Here is a 17,263-nt window from a genome sequence, read left to right on the forward strand (position 1 = left end):
AGAACTTTAACTAATGCGACTGCCAAGGTTAATCTTTGTTTTATTCGCTTGATGATTAAGAGGCTTGCAGCACCTTCTTAGATATCAAACTTAGATGTCAAATGGGTTCTATATTGCACCCAATTGAGAAAGGTTATATATAGCAAACCTGGATTTACGAGAAGACTTACAACATGGAACTCGTCGGTAGTTGTAGACAAAAGCCCACCTAATAAAACTGACTATTTCTTCCACGGGAGTTTAGTCCCCATTTCCGTAAGCGCGGAGAAGACGAGATAAAGGGCGAGTACGCCAACACTGACAAGAAAAAGAAGTATATCGTTGTCCATTCTGATAGAAGGCGGCTGAGATGGCTCAGACGCATTTTTTTTACATTTTATCCATTGTTAAGCAGCCCCTATCGCTGCCCAAACTAAAACATATAGCAAAAAGTTACAATTTTGTTGCATTTTCTTTACAAAGTGTTACTATAGTTAACATAGAGATACAAAGGAAAAGCAACCATGAGATACACCACCGACGAAAGAGGCATCTTGAACAACTATGCAGCCGAGCCTACTGTGTACGTTGCAGAAACTCCCTCACCAGAGCAGCAGCGTAACTATGCCCTTCAAGGCGCGATCGCTATTGTATTTGTCTCTCTGCTGGTGCTGACTGCATTTGGTGTCAGCTACTAATAAAACCTAAAAGTATAAAAAACCAAGGAGATTTGTTATGAAGACTGACTTTAATTTAGATATCCGTTCTGTGTCTGCGCCGACTGTTTTTAATGCTGATTTCAACAACTTTGCACCTATCACTGCTAATCAAGCTTGGTCGCTGTTTTTTACCGCCGGTCAGGATGATGCAGTGCTAGGAGATAGCCCAGAAATAGGACGACTTTTCAATAACATTTTAAAAGCTGTTGTCTTTACAATTATTGTAGGAGCTTTTACTTTCTACTCTTATTAGGAAGACAACGGCTTGCATATTTCTAAAACCGCAGCTTCGTGAAGCTGCGGTTTTATTATTTGAGCGACAAAGGGTTATTCTAAAAATCGTCAATGGTGCCGGGCCGCTATAAGGTAAAAGCAATACCAGGCAATTGCAAATCGCGAGTGTAAGTGTTACGGTGCAAACAGCAACCGCACAGACTGTCGCAGGCGAGACTACTTCGGCACAAACTGCTATATGAGTAGAAGAAAATATGGGAGTTAAAATAATTCAAAATATCTATAATTTTCTGAAACTATATATAAATAATGCCCTTCCAATTAATCTTGTGGGTAACAGAATGGAAGACATATACAACTTTCTGAAACTATCCGACTCCATTGCTACGGCGGGACAACCAACAAAAGAGCAGTTTTCAGCTATCAGCGAGTCAGGATATCAAGTGGTTGTCAATCTAGCATTACCAGAATCATTAAATGCCTTGCCTGATGAGAAAGAAGTAGTTGAAACTCAGGGTATGGAATATGTACATATTCCTGTGGTTTGGGAAAATCCCACCATTGATGATATCAGGCGTTTTTTCAGCGTTATGGAAGCCAATGCAGATAAAAATATTTTTGTCCATTGTGCTGCCAACATGAGAGTATCAGCCTTTATGTATCTTTATCGCCTGATTCATGAAGGCATGAGTGACGAAGATGCGAAGAGAGACTTACACCAGATTTGGATTCCTAATGATAATTGGCAGAAGTTTATTGAGCAGGTAATTCAGTACCAGTAGTTTTCGAGCCGCGCACCAGTTATAGTCAGGGTGCGATCGCATCTTCAACAGCCGGGGCATTGGTAGATTCGCATTAAGTGCCAATTGTCAAGCATAATCCAAAATTAAATGTGTGCGATCGCTACTTGGCCCAATGAGTGCTACATAAGTTTCTGCCAGCGTCTCGTAGGCATCAAAAGCAATAAATTTTTCTTTGTCCTGTTTTTCACAGCAACTGGGATGATTAACTTATAGAATATAAAATCTGGATAATTAAGAAGTCGGAGTCTCAAGCTTAAGACTTGTACGATGTCTAAAACTTACACCGTCGAAATTCAACACCAAGGCACCAGCCAGACTATAGAAGTGCCAGAGGATAAAGCTATCCTCCAAGCTGCCTATGCAGCTGGGATAGACTTGCCGAGTTCGTGCAATGCGGGAGTTTGCACTACCTGTGCAGCTAAAATCGTAGAAGGAAAGGTTGATCAGACTGATGGCATGGGCGTTAGTCCAGAACTTCAGGCACAGGGTTATGCGTTGCTATGTATCGCTTATCCGCGCTCAAATCTGAAGATTGAAACTGAGAAAGAAGACGAGCTTTATGAACTGCAATTTGGGCAGTTTCAGAAGTAGCACGGCTAACGCCCACCTATTGGGCAACAGGGGCGGGTATTACCCCCAGCGCCCTCTTTAAGCAGGGTGGTTTCATACAACCCTTAGAAAATATCGAGGCATTGCGACATTTTGTAGGGGTATGGCAATCAATAAGCCCCTACCGCCAACCAAAATCAACGTTACTGAATTTTCTTTTAATAAATGAAACCACCCTGCCCCTTAAAAAGGGGTTATTTCACACAACAAGATAAAGTTTTTAGAAGGGATTAAGATGACAACACACTTTATTACCGCTGAAATTGATCTCCAAGAATCGCCTGTGCAACTAAATCAGGCAATTGAGGTCGAGTTGCAAAAACGAGGTGAACCTCTACGTTGGGCTGTCACTAGTGTAGATATTGAGAAACAAAAAGCCCACGTTGAAGCAATTGTCACAGTAGACTCTGATGTCAATGCTGCAAACCCTGCTTAGACAGGCTTTGTTTGCTCAAGGCGAGTTTACTCGTTAGACAAATTTAAAATGAATCAGCGTCAATACACGGTTGTATTGATTGTCCCGACTGGGGTGGGGGCATCAATTGGCGGTTATGCGGGGGATGCTCTGCCAGTGGCCAGAGCGATCGCTCAAATATCTGACACCCTCATTACTCACCCCAACGTCCTCAACGGCGCTCAGCTTTACTGGAATTTGCCCAACGCTTTCTATGTTGAAGGTTACGGACTTGACAAATTCGCGTCATCGTGTTGGGGGCTGCGACCAGTACATCAAAACCGGGTGGGTTTAATCCTCGATCGAGCCATTGAACCAGAATTGCGGCTGCGGCACATTCAGGCAGCGGATGCCACCAGAGCCACGCTGGGATTGAATCTCACCGACTATGTGGTGACTGATGCACCGCTAGAGGTGGAACTGCAAAGAGCCGCTTCTGGAGCCAGTTGGGGGACAATTGGAAATCCAGATAGTTTGTTACGAGCGGCTGAGGTGCTGATTACCAAGGGGAGGGCCCAAGCGATCGCAGTCGTTGCCCGTTTCCCCGATGACATCGAAAGCGAAGCCCTGGAAAATTATCGGCACGGGCGGGGAGTAGACCCCGTGGCTGGTGCCGAAGCCGTAATTAGTCATCTCCTGGTGCGGACTTTTCAAATTCCTTGCGCTCACGCCCCGGCGTTATCGCCATCGCCCCCCGATCCGCACCTGTCTCCCCGCTCAGCTGCCGAAGAATTGGGCTATACCTTCTTACCCTGTGTTCTGGTGGGACTTAGTCGCGCACCTCAATTTATCACCACAAAAACAGCTTTAAGTCAAACTAAAGATATGTGGGCAGAACAAGTTGATGCCGTCGTCGTACCTGCAACTGCTTGCGGTGGCAGTGCTATCCTCAGCTTCAGCCAGTCGAAAGCACAAATTATTGCCGTCCAAGAAAATCAAACCCAAATGCAAGTGCCTCCAGAGCAGCTGGGAATTAAAGCATTACGGGTAAACTCATATTTAGAGGCGTTGGGTGTCTTGGTAGCTCATCGAGCAGGCATTAGTCCATCTGCCCTGAGGATGGCGCTCTCGTCGATAATGGAAATTCAGTAAGTAGGCAATGCCCAGCCTAAAACTCAAAACTCAAAAATCAAAATGGCGACAAAACAGCTTCCTGAGAATCCCGAAATCGAACCCCTGACGCGCACCCAAATTCTAATTGCAATGGGGGCGACAGCTGTTGTGTTGCTGCTAATCTCCAAGCTGTGTTTGCAATTTGGTTCCATCTCCCTCCTACCCCTAAGCCTGACAGTAAAAGCTTTACTTCTAGGGGTGGGCTTGGGGCTGGGAATCAGTGGTGCTAGTAGCATAGTCTATCGCCTTTGGCCTGCTTACCAGCGCAGCGCAGATTACTACCTGGAATTGGTGCTAAAACCTTTATTGTGGCTTGATTTAATTTGGCTGGGGCTGTTACCCGGTTTGAGTGAAGAATTGTTGTTTCGGGGTGTGATGCTGCCAGCAGTGGGGTTAAACGTTGTTGGGTTGGTAGGATCGAGTTTCTGTTTTGGAATATTACACCTCAGCAGCCCTCAGCAATGGTCTTATGCAGTTTGGGCAACAACAGTGGGGTTGCTGTTGGGATATAGTGCCTTAGCAACTGGTAATTTGCTAGTGCCAATTGTGGCTCACATCACTACGAATGTGATTTCTAGTTGCCTTTGGAAGCTGGACTATAAAAAGTTGTGAAGTTTACGGTTTGATTCGCTTCGGTCATGGCTGCAACCGCAACCTGCTAGTTTCCAGGCTGGGACTGGGAACTAGCATTGGGAGGCGACCTCTTCGCCAGTACCGAGAAAATGCGATCGCTGACATATAGCGATCGCTTGCGGCAATATCTTGTGTTCCTGAATTTGAATCCTGGTGTGTAGCGTTTCTAGCGTGTCGTCCGGCAAAATTGGCACAGCGGCTTGTAGCAAAATCTTACCGCTATCAACTTCCACACTTACTAGATGAACCGTACAGCCAGTAATTTTCACCCCAGTATTCAAGGCTTGCTCTACTGCGTTGATCCCCTTGAAACTGGGTAGCAAACTGGGATGAATATTAATAATTCGGTCGGGGAAAGCATCAACTAAAACTTGCGTGACGACTCGCATCCAACCCGCCATTATCACCCATTCCACCTGATACTGCTGTAAAGTTTCAACAATTTTTTGATCCAACTCTTCGCGGCTATTAAAGTCTCGGTGATTCAGCAAAACAGCCGGAACGCCGCACTTTTCGGCTCTTGCTGCTGCCTTTGCACCGGGATTATTGTAAATCAAAACTTGAATTTGGGCATTGAGTTGCTGTTGCGCGATCGCTTCTGCTACCGCCTCAAAATTACTACCATTCCCAGATGCCATCACTCCCAATTTTAAAGGTGTACCATCCCCAAAAAAGCTGGGATAAACGGATGGTGAAACTAAGCTGGGCGTATCAACCGATGCAGAATTATCACTCATGTAGCCTTCAACCTCTTAATAAACGGGAACCAGCAGGACAGGTAATTTGCCCGGATTGATTTCTACCATCTTGCGGTATCGGAGGCGAAGCTGAGGGTTTATCGGTTTCGCAAACAACAGCCCTGGTACTGGTTGCACGCACAGAGATCGTGGCAAACACTCCCCCTGTATAGCTTTTAAGTGCAGGGCGTCTAGCAACCGCAATCATCATCACACTCTCGACGCGATCGCTTGGCTGACCATACAGACTCGGCTGTTCGCTTGCAGAGGTAGAAGCACTATTCTGACGTTGGAGGACTATCCTGTAGCGATAATTCTGCGTCTGGCGTTGAAGTCCCAGCCCTAGCTGCTGCATCGATGTGGCAAATTTGCCATTTTGAAGATAGTAAGCTTGTTGAGCGCGGTTCACTGCGGCAATATACTGTTTAGCTTCACCTTCTCGCGTACTGTCCGTTTGGTTCCTAGTTGAAGGATTTTCTCTCGTCCTCTCGGTTTGGTTTGGATCTTGAGCATTTACACTGGTGGCGATACTACTAAGTAACCCAAGTAAAAGCAGGATTGGCAAACCAACTTGAAGGTAGCAATGCTTGAAGAAAGTCTTACTCATGCAGGTAACAGTCGAGAGATTAAAAGCATTTTACCAGTATCGATTGTATTGACATACAAAGCGTAGCGTTAGCTTAACTCACTGCCGCCAAGTTACTTCTTTTTCAGGATTCACTACTTCACAAGCTGATAACCAGCAGGACATTCAATTGGCGACTTTCCCTTGTTGGAATACTTCGGCATACCAGGTATGGCAACGGATTTAATAGTTTCACAAACCCCAGCAACCGTTAAAGATTTATCTTGAGTTTTGGTAACAAATACTCCGCTTGAGTACATTTTGAGATCCGGGCGAAAAGGTTTGGCAACCATCAGTACGCTCTGGGTAGGATCGTTTGGCGGGAAAATTATATAGCCGTAGTTTTTTGACTTTTGCAAATTGCAGAATCCCAAATGCTCAATTTTTGAGGCAAACCTACCATATTCTCGATAAAAATCTTGTTGAGCGCGGTTCAACATATCCATGATTTGTTGAGGTTCCGCCTGTCGCGCCCTTTCGGCTGGGTTTTGGACTTGAGCATTGGCAATGGCAGCAATTCCACCCAGTAGCCCAAATAATAGGCTAGAGGCGATTAATTTATTAAAGATTGGCAACCCAGCCGAAAATTTATAAAGCTTCAAGACAGTTTTGTTCATACAGTTCACCATCAGCAGATTAACAAAATTTTACAGCTCCTTCAGGTAGAATAACCCTACAGCGCTGACATTTAACGGCAACTAAACTTTTGCATGAAAAATACACGCTTGAGCGCGGTTCACTGCGGCAATATACTGTTTAGCTTCACCTTCTCGCGTCCTGTCGGTTTGGTTCGCAGCTTGAGCATTTACACTGGTAGCGATACTATTAAGCTAGGTGTGGAGTCCGGTGGTGCTAAATTGCTAATCATGCAGTCTTTAACGTTGTAGTAAATGGGAACCAGCGGGACACTGAATTTCCCCAGATGTATCCTTAGGCGGCGTTGGCATCGCAGGCGGCGTAGATGAGGGTTTATCGGTTTCGCAAATTGCCGCCCTTGTAATATTTTCACCGTTATTTTCGATAACAAATACAGCACCCGTGTAGCTATTAAGTTCCGGGCGCTTGGCTTTGGCAGTGTTCATGACGCTCTGAGTGCCATTGCCTTGAGGCACAATTTGGTAATTATAACTCTCTGTCTCCGGCTTAATCCCAACACCCAACTGCGCGATTGTTGTACCAAATTTATTATTTTCCAAGTAATACGCTTGTTGGGCACGGTTCATCGCACCAATGTACGTTTTCCCTTCAGATTGTTTTGCCTTGGTTGCTTGATTATTAAATGCTTCCTTAATATCAACAATTTTAGTCTTGGGAGGTAAGGTGGGTGAGTCAGAAAGCTTTTGAACCGGGATTTCATAAGCAACCGAAGGCTCAGAGGATGTTTCAGGCGAGAGGATAAATAATTTACCTTCTGGCGTCAATACAAATTTCACCGCCTGACTGGATGATGGATTGTTGACTTGCCATTGTCCCACCCATCGATCTGTCCCTGATTTATCTTGAATAGCACTTAGGGAAGAAGCTGAAGGTGTATTGGTTGAATTACAGCCACTAACAGTCATTAGCCCAAGCAATATACTCAGGATTGGAAGATTTGCTAGTTTATAACGTTGCTTGAAGACGGTGTGATTCACGCGATCGCTTCCTGCCAACAGATTAACAGGATCTTACCCAATGCCCGGCTAAAATAGCCATACGCCGACTCAACTGCAAGCGAACCGTTCCATGAAATCCCCGCACTTCTCTCAAAAGCAACTGCTAGATAATGATGCGATCGCTGCCTGGATTTTCCTCGCCCCTGCCCTAATTTTACTAGGACTGTTTCTGCTGTGGCCTATCGCCTACCTGTTTTATCTCAGCTTTACCACAGGTAGTTTTACCATTGCTGGTGTTCGTTTGGTAGGTTTAAAGAACTACCTACGCCTACTCCTCACACCCGACTTTTGGCAAGTTCTCAGCAACACCGCTTATTTCACCATTGCCACAGTTATTCCCAGTTTAATTATTCCCTTGGGTTTAGCAGTGCTGCTAAATCGTTCCTTTGCCTTGCGGGGAATTTTGCGAACTGCCTATTTTATTCCTTCTATCACAAGTCTCGTAGCCGCTGGTTTAGGCTTTCGCTGGCTGTTTCAAACGGAAGGGCCAGTCAACGCCCTGCTAGATTCTATCAATATTGAACCGATTCCCTGGCTAGGTAGCACGATTTGGGCAATGCCAGTGTTGATATTATTAAGTATCTGGAAACAGCTAGGTTTTAATATGGTGGTGTTTCTGGCAGGTTTGCAGGCAATTCCCCCCAGTCGCTATGAAGCAGCAGAACTAGATGGAGCAAATTCCTGGCAACAATTTTGGCATATTACTTTACCCGGATTGCGACCTACTCTAGTCTTTGCCACAGTCACCACAGCCATTTTTACACTGCGGAGTTTCGAGCAAGTTTATGTGATTACTGGCGGTGGGCCATTAAATTCAACTAATTTACTGGTGTACTACATATACGATCAAGCATTTGCCCAATTTGATTTTGGTTATGCCGCCGCCGCCGCCACAGTACTGCTAGCGGTGACACTGGTGCTAGTCTATCTACAGTTACGAACTTGGGGAGAGGAGGGTTAGAGTATCGTGTTTGTCAATTACATAACGCTGATGCTAATCAATATGGTAGCGGGGCTATTTATCTTAGCTTCCTACGTGTATTGGGGACTTGGTGCCGATAATCAGAAAAGGTGGATTCCAGGCTTTGGCATGACGGGCGCGATCGCACTCGTAACTGGCTTACACATGACTTTTACATGGCCTGTTACTGGCAGCTTCAACATTGCTTATGGTGAGACATCAGTTTTGTTCGGGATTTTATTCGTAGCCGCATCAATAGCGATCGCGCAGGGTTGGGACTTACTAACAGTGGCAATGTACGCCTTCTTCGCTGGTTTGACTGCCATTGTAATTGGGGCGCGGATCATCAACCTGAATTTGACACGACAGCCACTCCTATCCGGTATCGGCTTCATCCTGACTGGATTAGGTGGTGTCCTCGCTGCACCATCACTTTATCTGCAAACTAATCGCACCTGGCGAATGATTGGCGCAGCTGTACTGATAATAGCTGCTCTCATCTGGGCGCTTACTGGCTACATGGCATACTGGGGTCACATAGCAAACTACTCCGACTGGAAGCCGCCGATTATGCGATCGCCCTAACCTGGTGAAAGTTAAAAATAATTTTAGGTTGGGTTTCACGCAATCACCCAACCTAACCCAACTTTGCTTTTTTTATTGATAACTATTACTTACTAGCCCGCGCAGGCGGGCTTAGTTTGTGTAGCCGCGCCTTCAGTCGCCAGGCGTTTTTTTTTATTTACACCTATTATTAGTCAGCGTAGGCTTAGTTTGTGTAGCCGCGACTTCAGTCGTCAGGCGTTTTCTCCTCATTATTTGAAACATTAATATCCCAAGGAATTGCCACAGTAAACGTAGTCCCACGCCCAACTTTACTTTCTACCGCAATGCTACCACCGTGTAACTCTACACACTTTTTGACAACAGCTAAGCCTAACCCTGTCCCCGCAACATCACCCACATTTTTCCCCCGGTGGAAAGATTGATACAGCAGTTCTTGGTCCTCAGGAGAAATCCCAATTCCCTTATCTTGAATCTGAAAAACAGCCTCTCCCAATTCATAACTGAGGATAAAATAAATATGGCTATCCTCTGGCGAATACTTGATGGCATTAGACAGCAGATTAGTAAAAATCGAGCGCAGCAGCTTTTCATCCATGCAAGCCGATTTACCTACGCATTGGCTGATAAAAAATATATTTTGTTGAGCGCGAGTGCTGAACTCAATTTCTTCGACTAGAGACTGACAGAAATTTTCTATATTTAAAGGTTCTGGATTAAATTCTAACTTTCCAGATTCCGCTCTTGTTAGAGTCAAAATATCAGTTAATAACTGAGTCATAGTTTTAGCAGCCGATTGAATGCGATAGAGATTTTTAAGTTTTTTCTCTTCCGACCACTCTTTGCTGCTATTTTCCAATAATTGAGCTGAAATTAAAATAGTGCTTAAAGGAGTGCGAAACTCGTGAGAAGCCATTGAAAAAAAGCGTAGTTTCAGTTCGTTGATTTCTCGTTCTTTTTCCAAAGTGCGGCGAATTTCTTCCGCCTGCTTGCGCTCAGTGATATCTTGTGTTACCCCAGCCCGCCGATAGACTTCTCCTGCCGCATTTTTAATAGGGAAACAGCGATCCCAAACCCAGCGAACTGATTCATCTGGTCGCATAATCCGATACTCAATATCAAATTCTTTTTTGGCGTTCTGCTCAAGGTTCGCAATTACCCGATCTCGATCTTCTGGATGTACGGCATTTATAAAAGATTTAGGATTTGCATATAAATTCTCACAGGTACGTCCCCAAATTTCTTCATAAACAGGATTAACATATAAAACTTCATGCAGTTCATCATCGCTCATCCAAAAAATTTCATGGATATTTTCAGCAATTTGGCGAAACTTTTCCTCGCTGGCTTGTAACGCCTCTTGTGCTTGCTTTTCCTGAGTGATGTCACGAGCTAACATCAGCCTTGCTTGTCGCCCCGCAAATACTAATTCATGGGCAGTAATTTCTACATATATCGGGGTTCCATCCTGTTTCTGATGTCTCCATACTCCGGCTTGCTTAACTTGGGAAAAGTGTACCGAATTTTTGTCAAGGAAAACAGGTAAATCTTCAGGTGGACAAATATCCTTAATCGTCATAGATAAAAATTCTACCTGTGAGTAGCCGTAATCATTAATCGCTGCATCATTGACAGCGAGGAAAGATAAAGTTTCTAAATCGAAAACCCATAGAGGATAGGGATGAAGTTGAAATAAATTTCGGTATCGTTGTTCGCTTTCCCGCAAAATATCTTCTACTCGTTGCCGTTTTTTGATTTGCTGATACAGCAACGAGTAGACTCCAAAAAGCAAACTAAAGCTCAAGAAAGAGCCTACAATTTCTAGTAGCATTGTGTCTTGGAAACTTGCTTCCGATTGCTCAGCTCGACGCTGCAATAATAATTGCTCCTCGCCTTCCATTTGGGCAATAATTTTCCAGATTTCATCGTGGATCATAATCCCTTTATCTGTCAGCTCTATTTGAGTTGCTGTATCAGATTTATTCTGCTTGTACAACTCAACAGACTTTTTGATTAATGTAACTCTTTGAGCAATTAAAGGCTCGATGATATCCAGGCTACGTTGATGGTTGAGATTATCAGCCGTTTCCCGTCGCACCTGGTTAAATTTTGGGTTAATCTCTTTAATGGCAGTGTTGTATGTTACTAAATACAACTCTTTTCCAGTGATAATATAGCCGCGCCTAGCTCTCTCAGCATCCCGCAGCGTCGTCAGTACATCCCTAATCTCTTGCAGGACTTGGTAGGTTTTCTCTACGCGTTTTTGCCTTTGAAATAGCTTGGTTGTGTTTTGATAGGAAGCTGTGCTAACAATGCTAAGAATGAGCATCGCCAACCCAAAACCACCTGCAATGATTTTTCTTTCCTGCGACCATTTCATATACAGTATTTTTTAATGCCTATAAAATTCTATGATTATTGGGCTAGTAGTTTACTCTCAGGATAGATGACAAGTGCCGAGTAAGATTACTCCCTATCTCCTCTCCGATTAATATGCGGATTCTGCTAGTTGAAGATGATGTGCGTCTGGCGGAAGCGCTGGCTGAAGCCCTTACAGACCAGCTCTATGTGGTAGATGTGGTCAAGGATGGGGAGGCGGGTTGGAGCCAAGCCAAAGCGATCGCTTACGACCTGATTTTGCTGGATGTAACACTTCCCAAGCTGGATGGGTTCAGTCTTTGCCAACGTCTACGCACACACGGCTATCATCTACCAATCCTGATGCTGACAGCACGCGACACCAGTAGCGATAAAGTCAATGGTTTAGACGCTGGAGCCGATGACTATGTAGTAAAACCGTTTGATCTGCAAGAATTATTAGCCCGTATCCGAGCTTTACTGCGTCGGGGCAGTTCTCCCTCTGCACCGACTCTAGTCTGGGGAGGCTTGCACCTCAATCCCAGCACCTATGAAGTCTCCTACCAGAATCAGCCTTTGCAATTAACTCCCAAGGAATTCAGTCTTCTGGAACTGTTTCTCCGCAATGGTCGCCGGGTGCTAAGCCGTTCTGCGATTATAGATAGCCTTTGGTCTAGTGAAAATCCGCCGGAAGAGGATACCGTCAAGGCTCACATCAAAAGTCTGCGTCAGAAACTCCGAACTGTAGCAGCTCCCGAAGACGTGATTGAAACGGTTCACGGTTTAGGATACCGCTTAAAGCAGCTATCATAAAATATTAAGGTTTCCTAACTTTTGTTACTTGGTATTCGTAATTTTGTAATTGGGAATTCTTTAGAGGGGTTCTCATTGGTATCCAATACTTCTGACTTCTCCCTAACCTAGAATTATTTCTCACTGAACCGTATTGCCCAGTCCCCAGTTCCCAATCCCCACTCTCCTCCTCCCAAGCTATCTTCCCGATTTCTTCCCGATTTTTGCCCAGTTTCTTCCCGATTTCTTCCCCGATTTCTCTACTTGCGTAGTGTAAATTTAAAATGCTTCAAAGCAGCTTGACCTAATTGTTGGTGTCTTGTCAGCTTGATTCACCACGCTCAATCTTGGATTGAATAGAGGAAGCGAAATGGATAGAAAAGTTCTGGTTATTGAAGATGCTACAGACACTTTAACCAGCCTTCTTGACCTCATTGAATCTCAGGGTTTCCAGGCAATCGGTGCTAAAAATGGCTTAATTGGTTTGCAGTTAGCCAACGAACAGCTGCCAGATTTGATTATTTCTGACATCAATATGCCGGAAATGAATGGTTACGAGGTGTTAGAAGCGTTGCGTCAAAACACCAAAACTGCAAGAATTCCTTTTATTTTTTTGAGTGGTGAAGAGAGCAATGCCTCACGACGCCTAGGTTTGGAATTAGGTGCTGCTGATTACTTGACTAAGCCAGTCATAAACAAACAATTGATGGATGCGATCGCAGTGCAACTGCAAAAACAGTGTATATCACATTAAATTATCTCACTGATGATTGTCGCTTTTATCAAAAGGCTGAACAGAATTCAGCAAAATCAACCTTTGATTTTATTAACTACCTGAAATACTCAAAGAGAAAATAATATGAATTATAAAGAAGATTTCTATAAAAATTATGCTTTACAAAAAGAATTTCTTATAGGAGAAATCAATAGGAAATCCCCTATCGAGATGGACTTGAGTGGAGCTAACTTGAGTGGAATTAACCTCAGAGGGGTTAATTTGAGTGGGGTTAAGTTGATAGGAGCAGATTTGCGGGGAGCAAATCTTAGTGAAGCTATCCTAAAGGGTGCCAACCTAAGTGGCGCAAACCTGCAAGACGCTAATCTCCGCGAAGCTGACTGCCGCGAAGCAAACCTGTATGAAGGTAATTTAATTGATGCTGATTTGACGAAGGCAAACCTGTGTGGGGCTTTCTTGTGGAAGGTGAAATTGAAAGGAGCCAATCTATCGGCAACTTCTCTGTGTGAGGCAGATGTGAGTGATGCCGACCTCAGCTTTGCCAAACTAAATGAGGCATCTTTGATTGGAACTAACTTGGTTAGATCCAATCTAGCTGGAGCAGAGCTATGTGGAGCCAGGCTAGTAGAAGCTAATTTGTGTCAAGTTAACCTAACTGGTGCAGACCTCGCCTGGGCAAACTTAACTGAGGCAGACTTGAGCGGAGCAAATCTTCAAGAAGCAAATCTGACTAATGCAAGGCTTTGCAACACCATAATATCTAACACGATAAATCAGCAACGAGAGCTAGTAGTAGGAATAATGCCCAGGTCTTTCAATTAATTTTAATTACTTCGTTTATAGTTTGAGGCTAATATCTCTTAGCCATTAGCTATAGCAGTCCTAAATGATTCGTGAATGCCAGATTCCCGACTTCTTAGAGAAGTCGGGAATCTAAAGTGCTGGTCTCTCACAACTCAAATAGGATTGCTATATTCGGATAAGCGCCAGTTTAGAGACGCGGTTTTTTTCCAAGAGAGCTAATCAAAAACCGGGAAGCCTGAACAACTATTTTAGGGGACAAGTCTACCTAGTAAAAGTTCAATCTTCAGGCAGATTTCTCCATATTTATATTATGTATAAATATGTAATCTAAGATATTTAACTAAAAAATATAATTTCTCAATTTTAAAACAAATTTAATAAATAGTAGGGGGACATAATTAAACAGCATCTAGATGACGGAGGGTGTAGAGTGTGTAAAAGCTAAATAAAATTAGCTAAAACTTACAGCCTTACTTGGAACTATTCCTAATCTCTAATATTAGATTTTTCGAGGAGTGAAAATCATGGGTATCCCGGCTGTTTTAAGGAAAACAAGTCTAATAACGGCTACATCAGTGGCTATTGCTACGAATCTTATTGTCAGCTGGTCAGCAAGCGCCCAAACCACAGGTTTTGTGAAGAATAATGGACAGTTCCCCCCTATAGGAGAAAATGGATTTGTTGAAATTGGGGATGCTGGTCAACTGCTTTCTAATCCCCAAATTATTTCAGGAGGGCCAGCCACATTAGACTTTATTTCCGGAGAAATTGATAGTCCTATTGATGTTGATCTGTTCAAGATATCCCTGACTGGTACAACTCCATTTTCAGCTGGGCTATACAGTTTTAGCCCTGGTTACTCCCTACTTGCTGACTTCCAGTTGTTCCTGTTCGACTCCAATGGCAAGGGGGTCATTGCCAATGATGATACCCCACTGACACCTGGTGCAACCTATCCAGAAAAAACTTTTGATAATGTTTCTGCTTTACCTCGACTGCTACCAACTTTGTTACCTGCGGGAGACTACTTCCTGGGAATCTCTTGGTTCAAGAACGATCCGGTCAGCAATGAGGGACTAATTTTCCCTGATCAGCCATTCCAGGCAGTTGTTGGGCCCACGGGGCCAGGGGGTAACTCACCTCTTAGCAATTGGACAGGAGAAAACACCACAGGCGGCAATAGTTATTTGATTTCCCTCTCAGGAGTTAAACCCGTCGCCATAGAAAAGTCCGTCCCCGAATCCAGTTCTACATTAGGTATAGTAATGCTAGCTGCTTTAGGTGGCTATTCAGCACTAACTCGCAAGCAGAAATCACTGGCTATTAGAAATAATATCCAGTGATTTCAAAAAAACACAACCCAAGCAGTTAACCTGAAACTTTTAAATAACCTCAACCCAAAAGTCAGCCGTAACAACCTTGCCACCGCGATTAAATTGACCCCAAACTTTATATTTTCCTGGTTGAGGAAACTGAGTGTGGAAAGATACCTGCTCTGGGGGAGTATTTTTCATGGCGTGGGCGTGAATGTAATCTGCGGCTGTCAAATTTGGGGAGTGTCGCAGAATTACTAAATGCCCTTTCTCTCCTAAGTAAGGCTGCAAATCTTTAATAGGTTGATTGTCAGCAGCATTTTGTAAGTTAAACTGCAAGGTAACATCTTCACCTGCTTTTAGTTTTGGCTTAGAAAAGGTAAGATTCACTTTCGTATCACCAAAAGTTTTAGCAGAATTTAGGTCAACAATTGGGTCAGGTGAAGGAATTTTGCCTGCCACTTGTGCTTTTAATACCGAGACTTGTTCCTTTTCTCCGCTTGGTTTATAGTCGCTAAAAAGGCTGTAATTACCAGGTTGGGGAAAACTGGCATTTATTTCAAAGCGTCGATTTTGCTTGTAGGTGGGATGAATATGATTGAAAAACTGAAAATCGTCACTGACAACGATGAGGTGCATCAGTTTTTCTTGAAAGTTGTCAAATTTAGCGATCGCATTCCCCGATTTGCCTTGAATATCAATGACTAGAGGAACTGGCTTATTAGGAGAAACATTGGGTGGAACCGTAAGAATCTGTTTGTAAATAAATATAAAGCGAATGTTCTGTGCTGAGATGGAATGAGCCATACCTAAGTAGTCCATCTTCTAACACTTGAGCCAATGAGCCAACCCTTGTACGACAGTGACCTCACCGATAAGGAATGGCACCTAATAGAACCGCTTTTACCCGCAAAAAAACCTGTGGGGAAAGACCGGGAAGTGAGCTTACCGGATGTGCTAAACGCGATTTTCTACCGAGCGGATAATGGGGTCAAATGGCGAAATTTACCGCGTGATTTTCCCGCATGGCGAACGGTGTACGGATACTTCCGCCTGTGGGTGCGCCTAGGTATTTGGGAGCAAATCAACACCATTTTGGTGCAAGAGGTGCGAACAGCACAGGGGCGTGATGCCGAACCCAGTTTGGTCATTATAGATAGTCAGTCCGTCAAACTCGGACAAAAAGGGGGGAAGAACACGGCGTTGATGGTCACAAAAAGGTGAAAGGGCGCAAACGGCATGTTGTTGTCGATGTGTTAGGACTGGTGCTCGGTTGCTATGTTACCTCTGCAAATACGGCGGATGTCAAAGCCGCGCCTGCGGTTTTAGTATGGGTACTAGAGATGTTTGAGCGAATTGTCAAAGTCTTGGCAGACCAAGGGTATCGTGGAGCTTTAGGGGCATTAATTGAACACTTCTTTGAACAGCAGGAGCGACAAGTTAAACTTGAACTCACTCAACGTCCAACGGCATCCCAAGGCTTTCAAGTTGAACCAAAACGATGGATTGTTGAACGGACTTGGACTTGGTTAGAAAATGCACGCATCCTTACCCGCGACTATGAACGGTTGCCCGAAAATCACGAGGGCATGATTTATGTCGTTATGATTCGGCTAATGCTCCGATGTTTAGCCAAAAATCGTCGAACTTGGGAAGCCCAAACTGCTTAACGAACATTTACAAACAGTTTCTTAATGAGCTGCCTTTTCAAACAGTAGTAGATAATCTAAGTTTTCAGGGAGTCACATTTGATTTCAAAATAGATGGATTTGACTCTACTGATGCAAGCTACGCGGCTTTGGGGCCAGGTGAAACAGTCTTTGTTCAAGACCCAAGTTTGGAAGGCAATGCGGCAGGTATCCTAACACTTGATTTCGCTACAGCTATTTCAACGCTCCAGTTTGGTGTTGCACTAAATACAAACGAGTTCCTTACGCCCGGTTTTACAGTTGAACTGTTCAACTCGGCATCAATGTCCCTCGGAATCACGTCAGTAAATACAAGCAGCCTTTTAGGCCCATTCGGCTTCACTGAGGGACTGTTCACTTATTAGAACCCATTTGGGATCTATTCATTGGCTAGCCGTTTGAGCATCAGTCTGATAAAGCAGAGATTGATTTTAGCAGTGGCATGGTTGAGAGTTCGCTCAAAATTTTTGACCAAACTCTTACAGC

Annotated in this window: 23 protein-coding genes; 17 read left to right on the top strand and 6 right to left on the bottom strand. The window is 44.1% G+C overall.

The genetic code is table 11. The annotated features are described in order from the left end of the window. Positions 1-503: 503 nt before the first annotated feature. The 7 genes from H6F66_RS10105 (at position 504) to H6F66_RS10135 (ending at position 4,523) form a co-directional block, all read left to right on the top strand. The gene (locus H6F66_RS10105) at positions 504-677 is read left to right on the top strand and encodes a ssl1498 family light-harvesting-like protein (RefSeq protein WP_190420754.1); all 174 of its coding nucleotides are present in this window, start codon (positions 504-506) and stop codon (positions 675-677) included. Between the two features lie 37 nt (positions 678-714). Beyond that, positions 715-951 carry a hypothetical protein gene (locus H6F66_RS10110; RefSeq protein ID WP_190420756.1) on the top strand — a complete coding sequence of 79 codons (237 nt, stop codon included), beginning with the start codon at positions 715-717 and terminating at the stop codon, positions 949-951. A gap of 322 nt (positions 952-1,273) precedes the next feature. Then, complete coding sequence (locus H6F66_RS10115) at positions 1,274-1,714, top strand: protein tyrosine phosphatase family protein (RefSeq protein WP_190420758.1); 441 nt, start codon at positions 1,274-1,276, stop codon at positions 1,712-1,714. A gap of 288 nt (positions 1,715-2,002) precedes the next feature. Beyond that, on the top strand, positions 2,003-2,326 hold the full coding sequence (locus H6F66_RS10120; RefSeq protein ID WP_190420760.1) for a 2Fe-2S iron-sulfur cluster-binding protein: 324 nt from the start codon (positions 2,003-2,005) through the stop codon (positions 2,324-2,326). A 253-nt stretch (positions 2,327-2,579) separates the two neighbouring features. Further along, positions 2,580-2,780: a hypothetical protein gene (locus tag H6F66_RS10125; RefSeq protein ID WP_190420762.1), complete on the top strand. Its 201-nt coding sequence runs from the start codon at positions 2,580-2,582 to the stop codon at positions 2,778-2,780. 48 nt (positions 2,781-2,828) lie between these two features. Then, positions 2,829-3,890 carry a DUF3326 domain-containing protein gene (locus H6F66_RS10130; RefSeq protein ID WP_190420764.1) on the top strand — a complete coding sequence of 354 codons (1,062 nt, stop codon included), beginning with the start codon at positions 2,829-2,831 and terminating at the stop codon, positions 3,888-3,890. A gap of 42 nt (positions 3,891-3,932) precedes the next feature. After that, the gene (locus tag H6F66_RS10135) at positions 3,933-4,523 is read left to right on the top strand and encodes a CPBP family intramembrane glutamic endopeptidase (RefSeq protein ID WP_190420766.1); all 591 of its coding nucleotides are present in this window, start codon (positions 3,933-3,935) and stop codon (positions 4,521-4,523) included. Between the two features lie 71 nt (positions 4,524-4,594). On the opposite strand, the gene purN is transcribed toward H6F66_RS10135, so the two are convergent. The 3 genes from purN to H6F66_RS10150 all read right to left on the bottom strand — a co-directional run bounded on the left by purN (position 4,595) and on the right by H6F66_RS10150 (position 6,523). After that, positions 4,595-5,281, bottom strand: coding sequence for a phosphoribosylglycinamide formyltransferase (purN, locus tag H6F66_RS10140; protein ID WP_190420768.1), 687 nt, complete (start codon positions 5,279-5,281; stop codon positions 4,595-4,597). A 7-nt stretch (positions 5,282-5,288) separates the two neighbouring features. Further along, a complete protein-coding gene (locus tag H6F66_RS10145; protein WP_190420770.1) occupies positions 5,289-5,888 on the bottom strand; it encodes a type IV pilin-like G/H family protein in 600 nt (199 codons plus the stop codon). A 113-nt stretch (positions 5,889-6,001) separates the two neighbouring features. Further along, positions 6,002-6,523, bottom strand: a complete 522-nt coding sequence (locus tag H6F66_RS10150) for a type IV pilin-like G/H family protein (protein ID WP_190420772.1) — start codon at positions 6,521-6,523, stop codon at positions 6,002-6,004. Between the two features lie 93 nt (positions 6,524-6,616). On the opposite strand from H6F66_RS10150, the gene H6F66_RS10155 reads away from it, so the two are divergent. Beyond that, complete coding sequence (locus H6F66_RS10155; protein ID WP_190420774.1) at positions 6,617-6,793, top strand: hypothetical protein; 177 nt, start codon at positions 6,617-6,619, stop codon at positions 6,791-6,793. Here H6F66_RS10155 and H6F66_RS10160 read toward each other — a convergent pair. Then, positions 6,782-7,540 carry a type IV pilin-like G/H family protein gene (locus H6F66_RS10160; protein WP_190420776.1) on the bottom strand — a complete coding sequence of 253 codons (759 nt, stop codon included), beginning with the start codon at positions 7,538-7,540 and terminating at the stop codon, positions 6,782-6,784. The two genes, H6F66_RS10155 and H6F66_RS10160, sit on opposite strands and share 12 nt — an antisense overlap. Positions 7,541-7,631: 91 nt before the next feature. On the opposite strand from H6F66_RS10160, the gene H6F66_RS10165 reads away from it, so the two are divergent. Both H6F66_RS10165 and H6F66_RS10170 read left to right on the top strand, forming a co-directional pair. Next, the gene (locus H6F66_RS10165; protein ID WP_190420778.1) at positions 7,632-8,522 is read left to right on the top strand and encodes a sugar ABC transporter permease; all 891 of its coding nucleotides are present in this window, start codon (positions 7,632-7,634) and stop codon (positions 8,520-8,522) included. A 6-nt stretch (positions 8,523-8,528) separates the two neighbouring features. Beyond that, positions 8,529-9,107 (top strand): DUF981 family protein, encoded by a 579-nt coding sequence (locus H6F66_RS10170; RefSeq protein WP_190420780.1) that lies wholly within the window; start codon positions 8,529-8,531, stop codon positions 9,105-9,107. 205 nt (positions 9,108-9,312) lie between these two features. On the opposite strand, the gene H6F66_RS10175 is transcribed toward H6F66_RS10170, so the two are convergent. Next, a complete protein-coding gene (locus H6F66_RS10175; RefSeq protein ID WP_190420781.1) occupies positions 9,313-11,466 on the bottom strand; it encodes a PAS domain S-box protein in 2,154 nt (717 codons plus the stop codon). Positions 11,467-11,579: 113 nt separating this feature from the next. Between H6F66_RS10175 and H6F66_RS10180 the strand changes: the two genes are divergently transcribed. The 4 genes from H6F66_RS10180 to H6F66_RS10195 all read left to right on the top strand — a co-directional run bounded on the left by H6F66_RS10180 (position 11,580) and on the right by H6F66_RS10195 (position 15,119). Next, entirely contained in the window at positions 11,580-12,257 is a 678-nt protein-coding gene (locus H6F66_RS10180) for a response regulator transcription factor (RefSeq protein ID WP_190420783.1), read from the top strand. Positions 12,258-12,606: 349 nt separating this feature from the next. Beyond that, on the top strand, positions 12,607-12,990 hold the full coding sequence (locus H6F66_RS10185; RefSeq protein ID WP_190420785.1) for a response regulator: 384 nt from the start codon (positions 12,607-12,609) through the stop codon (positions 12,988-12,990). Positions 12,991-13,095: 105 nt separating this feature from the next. Continuing rightward, complete coding sequence (locus H6F66_RS10190; protein ID WP_190420787.1) at positions 13,096-13,794, top strand: pentapeptide repeat-containing protein; 699 nt, start codon at positions 13,096-13,098, stop codon at positions 13,792-13,794. Between the two features lie 506 nt (positions 13,795-14,300). After that, positions 14,301-15,119, top strand: coding sequence for a DVUA0089 family protein (locus H6F66_RS10195; protein ID WP_190420789.1), 819 nt, complete (start codon positions 14,301-14,303; stop codon positions 15,117-15,119). A 39-nt stretch (positions 15,120-15,158) separates the two neighbouring features. Here the strand turns inward: H6F66_RS10195 and H6F66_RS10200 are convergent, their stop codons facing one another. After that, positions 15,159-15,896 carry a hypothetical protein gene (locus H6F66_RS10200; protein ID WP_190420798.1) on the bottom strand — a complete coding sequence of 246 codons (738 nt, stop codon included), beginning with the start codon at positions 15,894-15,896 and terminating at the stop codon, positions 15,159-15,161. Between the two features lie 33 nt (positions 15,897-15,929). Between H6F66_RS10200 and H6F66_RS10205 the strand changes: the two genes are divergently transcribed. The 3 genes from H6F66_RS10205 to H6F66_RS10215 are packed head-to-tail and all read left to right on the top strand — an operon-like array spanning position 15,930 to position 17,142. After that, positions 15,930-16,313, top strand: a complete 384-nt coding sequence (locus tag H6F66_RS10205) for a transposase (RefSeq protein ID WP_190420800.1) — start codon at positions 15,930-15,932, stop codon at positions 16,311-16,313. Beyond that, positions 16,310-16,759: a transposase gene (locus H6F66_RS10210; protein ID WP_190420802.1), complete on the top strand. Its 450-nt coding sequence runs from the start codon at positions 16,310-16,312 to the stop codon at positions 16,757-16,759. The genes H6F66_RS10205 and H6F66_RS10210 overlap by 4 nt, the downstream gene beginning before the upstream one ends. Continuing rightward, positions 16,738-17,142: a hypothetical protein gene (locus tag H6F66_RS10215; protein ID WP_190420804.1), complete on the top strand. Its 405-nt coding sequence runs from the start codon at positions 16,738-16,740 to the stop codon at positions 17,140-17,142. Before H6F66_RS10210 ends, H6F66_RS10215 begins: the two co-directional genes overlap by 22 nt. Positions 17,143-17,263: the final 121 nt, after the last annotated feature.

Source organism: Trichocoleus sp. FACHB-6, assembly GCF_014695815.1.
Lineage (GTDB): Bacteria > Cyanobacteriota > Cyanobacteriia > Cyanobacteriales > FACHB-T130 > Funiculus > Funiculus sociatus.

What these genes read in the sequence shown, in the direction of transcription:
- H6F66_RS10105 (WP_190420754.1), top strand. Translation starts at nt 504, where the DNA reads ATGAGATACACCACCGACGAAAGAGGCATCTTGAACAACTATGCAGCC.
- H6F66_RS10110 (WP_190420756.1), top strand. Translation starts at nt 715, where the DNA reads ATGAAGACTGACTTTAATTTAGATATCCGTTCTGTGTCTGCGCCGACT.
- H6F66_RS10115 (WP_190420758.1), top strand. Translation starts at nt 1,274, where the DNA reads ATGGAAGACATATACAACTTTCTGAAACTATCCGACTCCATTGCTACG.
- H6F66_RS10120 (WP_190420760.1), top strand. Translation starts at nt 2,003, where the DNA reads ATGTCTAAAACTTACACCGTCGAAATTCAACACCAAGGCACCAGCCAG.
- H6F66_RS10125 (WP_190420762.1), top strand. Translation starts at nt 2,580, where the DNA reads ATGACAACACACTTTATTACCGCTGAAATTGATCTCCAAGAATCGCCT.
- H6F66_RS10130 (WP_190420764.1), top strand. Translation starts at nt 2,829, where the DNA reads ATGAATCAGCGTCAATACACGGTTGTATTGATTGTCCCGACTGGGGTG.
- H6F66_RS10135 (WP_190420766.1), top strand. Translation starts at nt 3,933, where the DNA reads ATGGCGACAAAACAGCTTCCTGAGAATCCCGAAATCGAACCCCTGACG.
- purN (WP_190420768.1), bottom strand. Translation starts at nt 5,281, where the DNA reads ATGAGTGATAATTCTGCATCGGTTGATACGCCCAGCTTAGTTTCACCA.
- H6F66_RS10145 (WP_190420770.1), bottom strand. Translation starts at nt 5,888, where the DNA reads ATGAGTAAGACTTTCTTCAAGCATTGCTACCTTCAAGTTGGTTTGCCA.
- H6F66_RS10150 (WP_190420772.1), bottom strand. Translation starts at nt 6,523, where the DNA reads ATGAACAAAACTGTCTTGAAGCTTTATAAATTTTCGGCTGGGTTGCCA.
- H6F66_RS10155 (WP_190420774.1), top strand. Translation starts at nt 6,617, where the DNA reads ATGAAAAATACACGCTTGAGCGCGGTTCACTGCGGCAATATACTGTTT.
- H6F66_RS10165 (WP_190420778.1), top strand. Translation starts at nt 7,632, where the DNA reads ATGAAATCCCCGCACTTCTCTCAAAAGCAACTGCTAGATAATGATGCG.
- H6F66_RS10175 (WP_190420781.1), bottom strand. Translation starts at nt 11,466, where the DNA reads ATGAAATGGTCGCAGGAAAGAAAAATCATTGCAGGTGGTTTTGGGTTG.
- H6F66_RS10180 (WP_190420783.1), top strand. Translation starts at nt 11,580, where the DNA reads ATGCGGATTCTGCTAGTTGAAGATGATGTGCGTCTGGCGGAAGCGCTG.
- H6F66_RS10185 (WP_190420785.1), top strand. Translation starts at nt 12,607, where the DNA reads ATGGATAGAAAAGTTCTGGTTATTGAAGATGCTACAGACACTTTAACC.
- H6F66_RS10190 (WP_190420787.1), top strand. Translation starts at nt 13,096, where the DNA reads ATGAATTATAAAGAAGATTTCTATAAAAATTATGCTTTACAAAAAGAA.
- H6F66_RS10195 (WP_190420789.1), top strand. Translation starts at nt 14,301, where the DNA reads ATGGGTATCCCGGCTGTTTTAAGGAAAACAAGTCTAATAACGGCTACA.
- H6F66_RS10200 (WP_190420798.1), bottom strand. Translation starts at nt 15,896, where the DNA reads ATGGCTCATTCCATCTCAGCACAGAACATTCGCTTTATATTTATTTAC.
- H6F66_RS10205 (WP_190420800.1), top strand. Translation starts at nt 15,930, where the DNA reads ATGAGCCAACCCTTGTACGACAGTGACCTCACCGATAAGGAATGGCAC.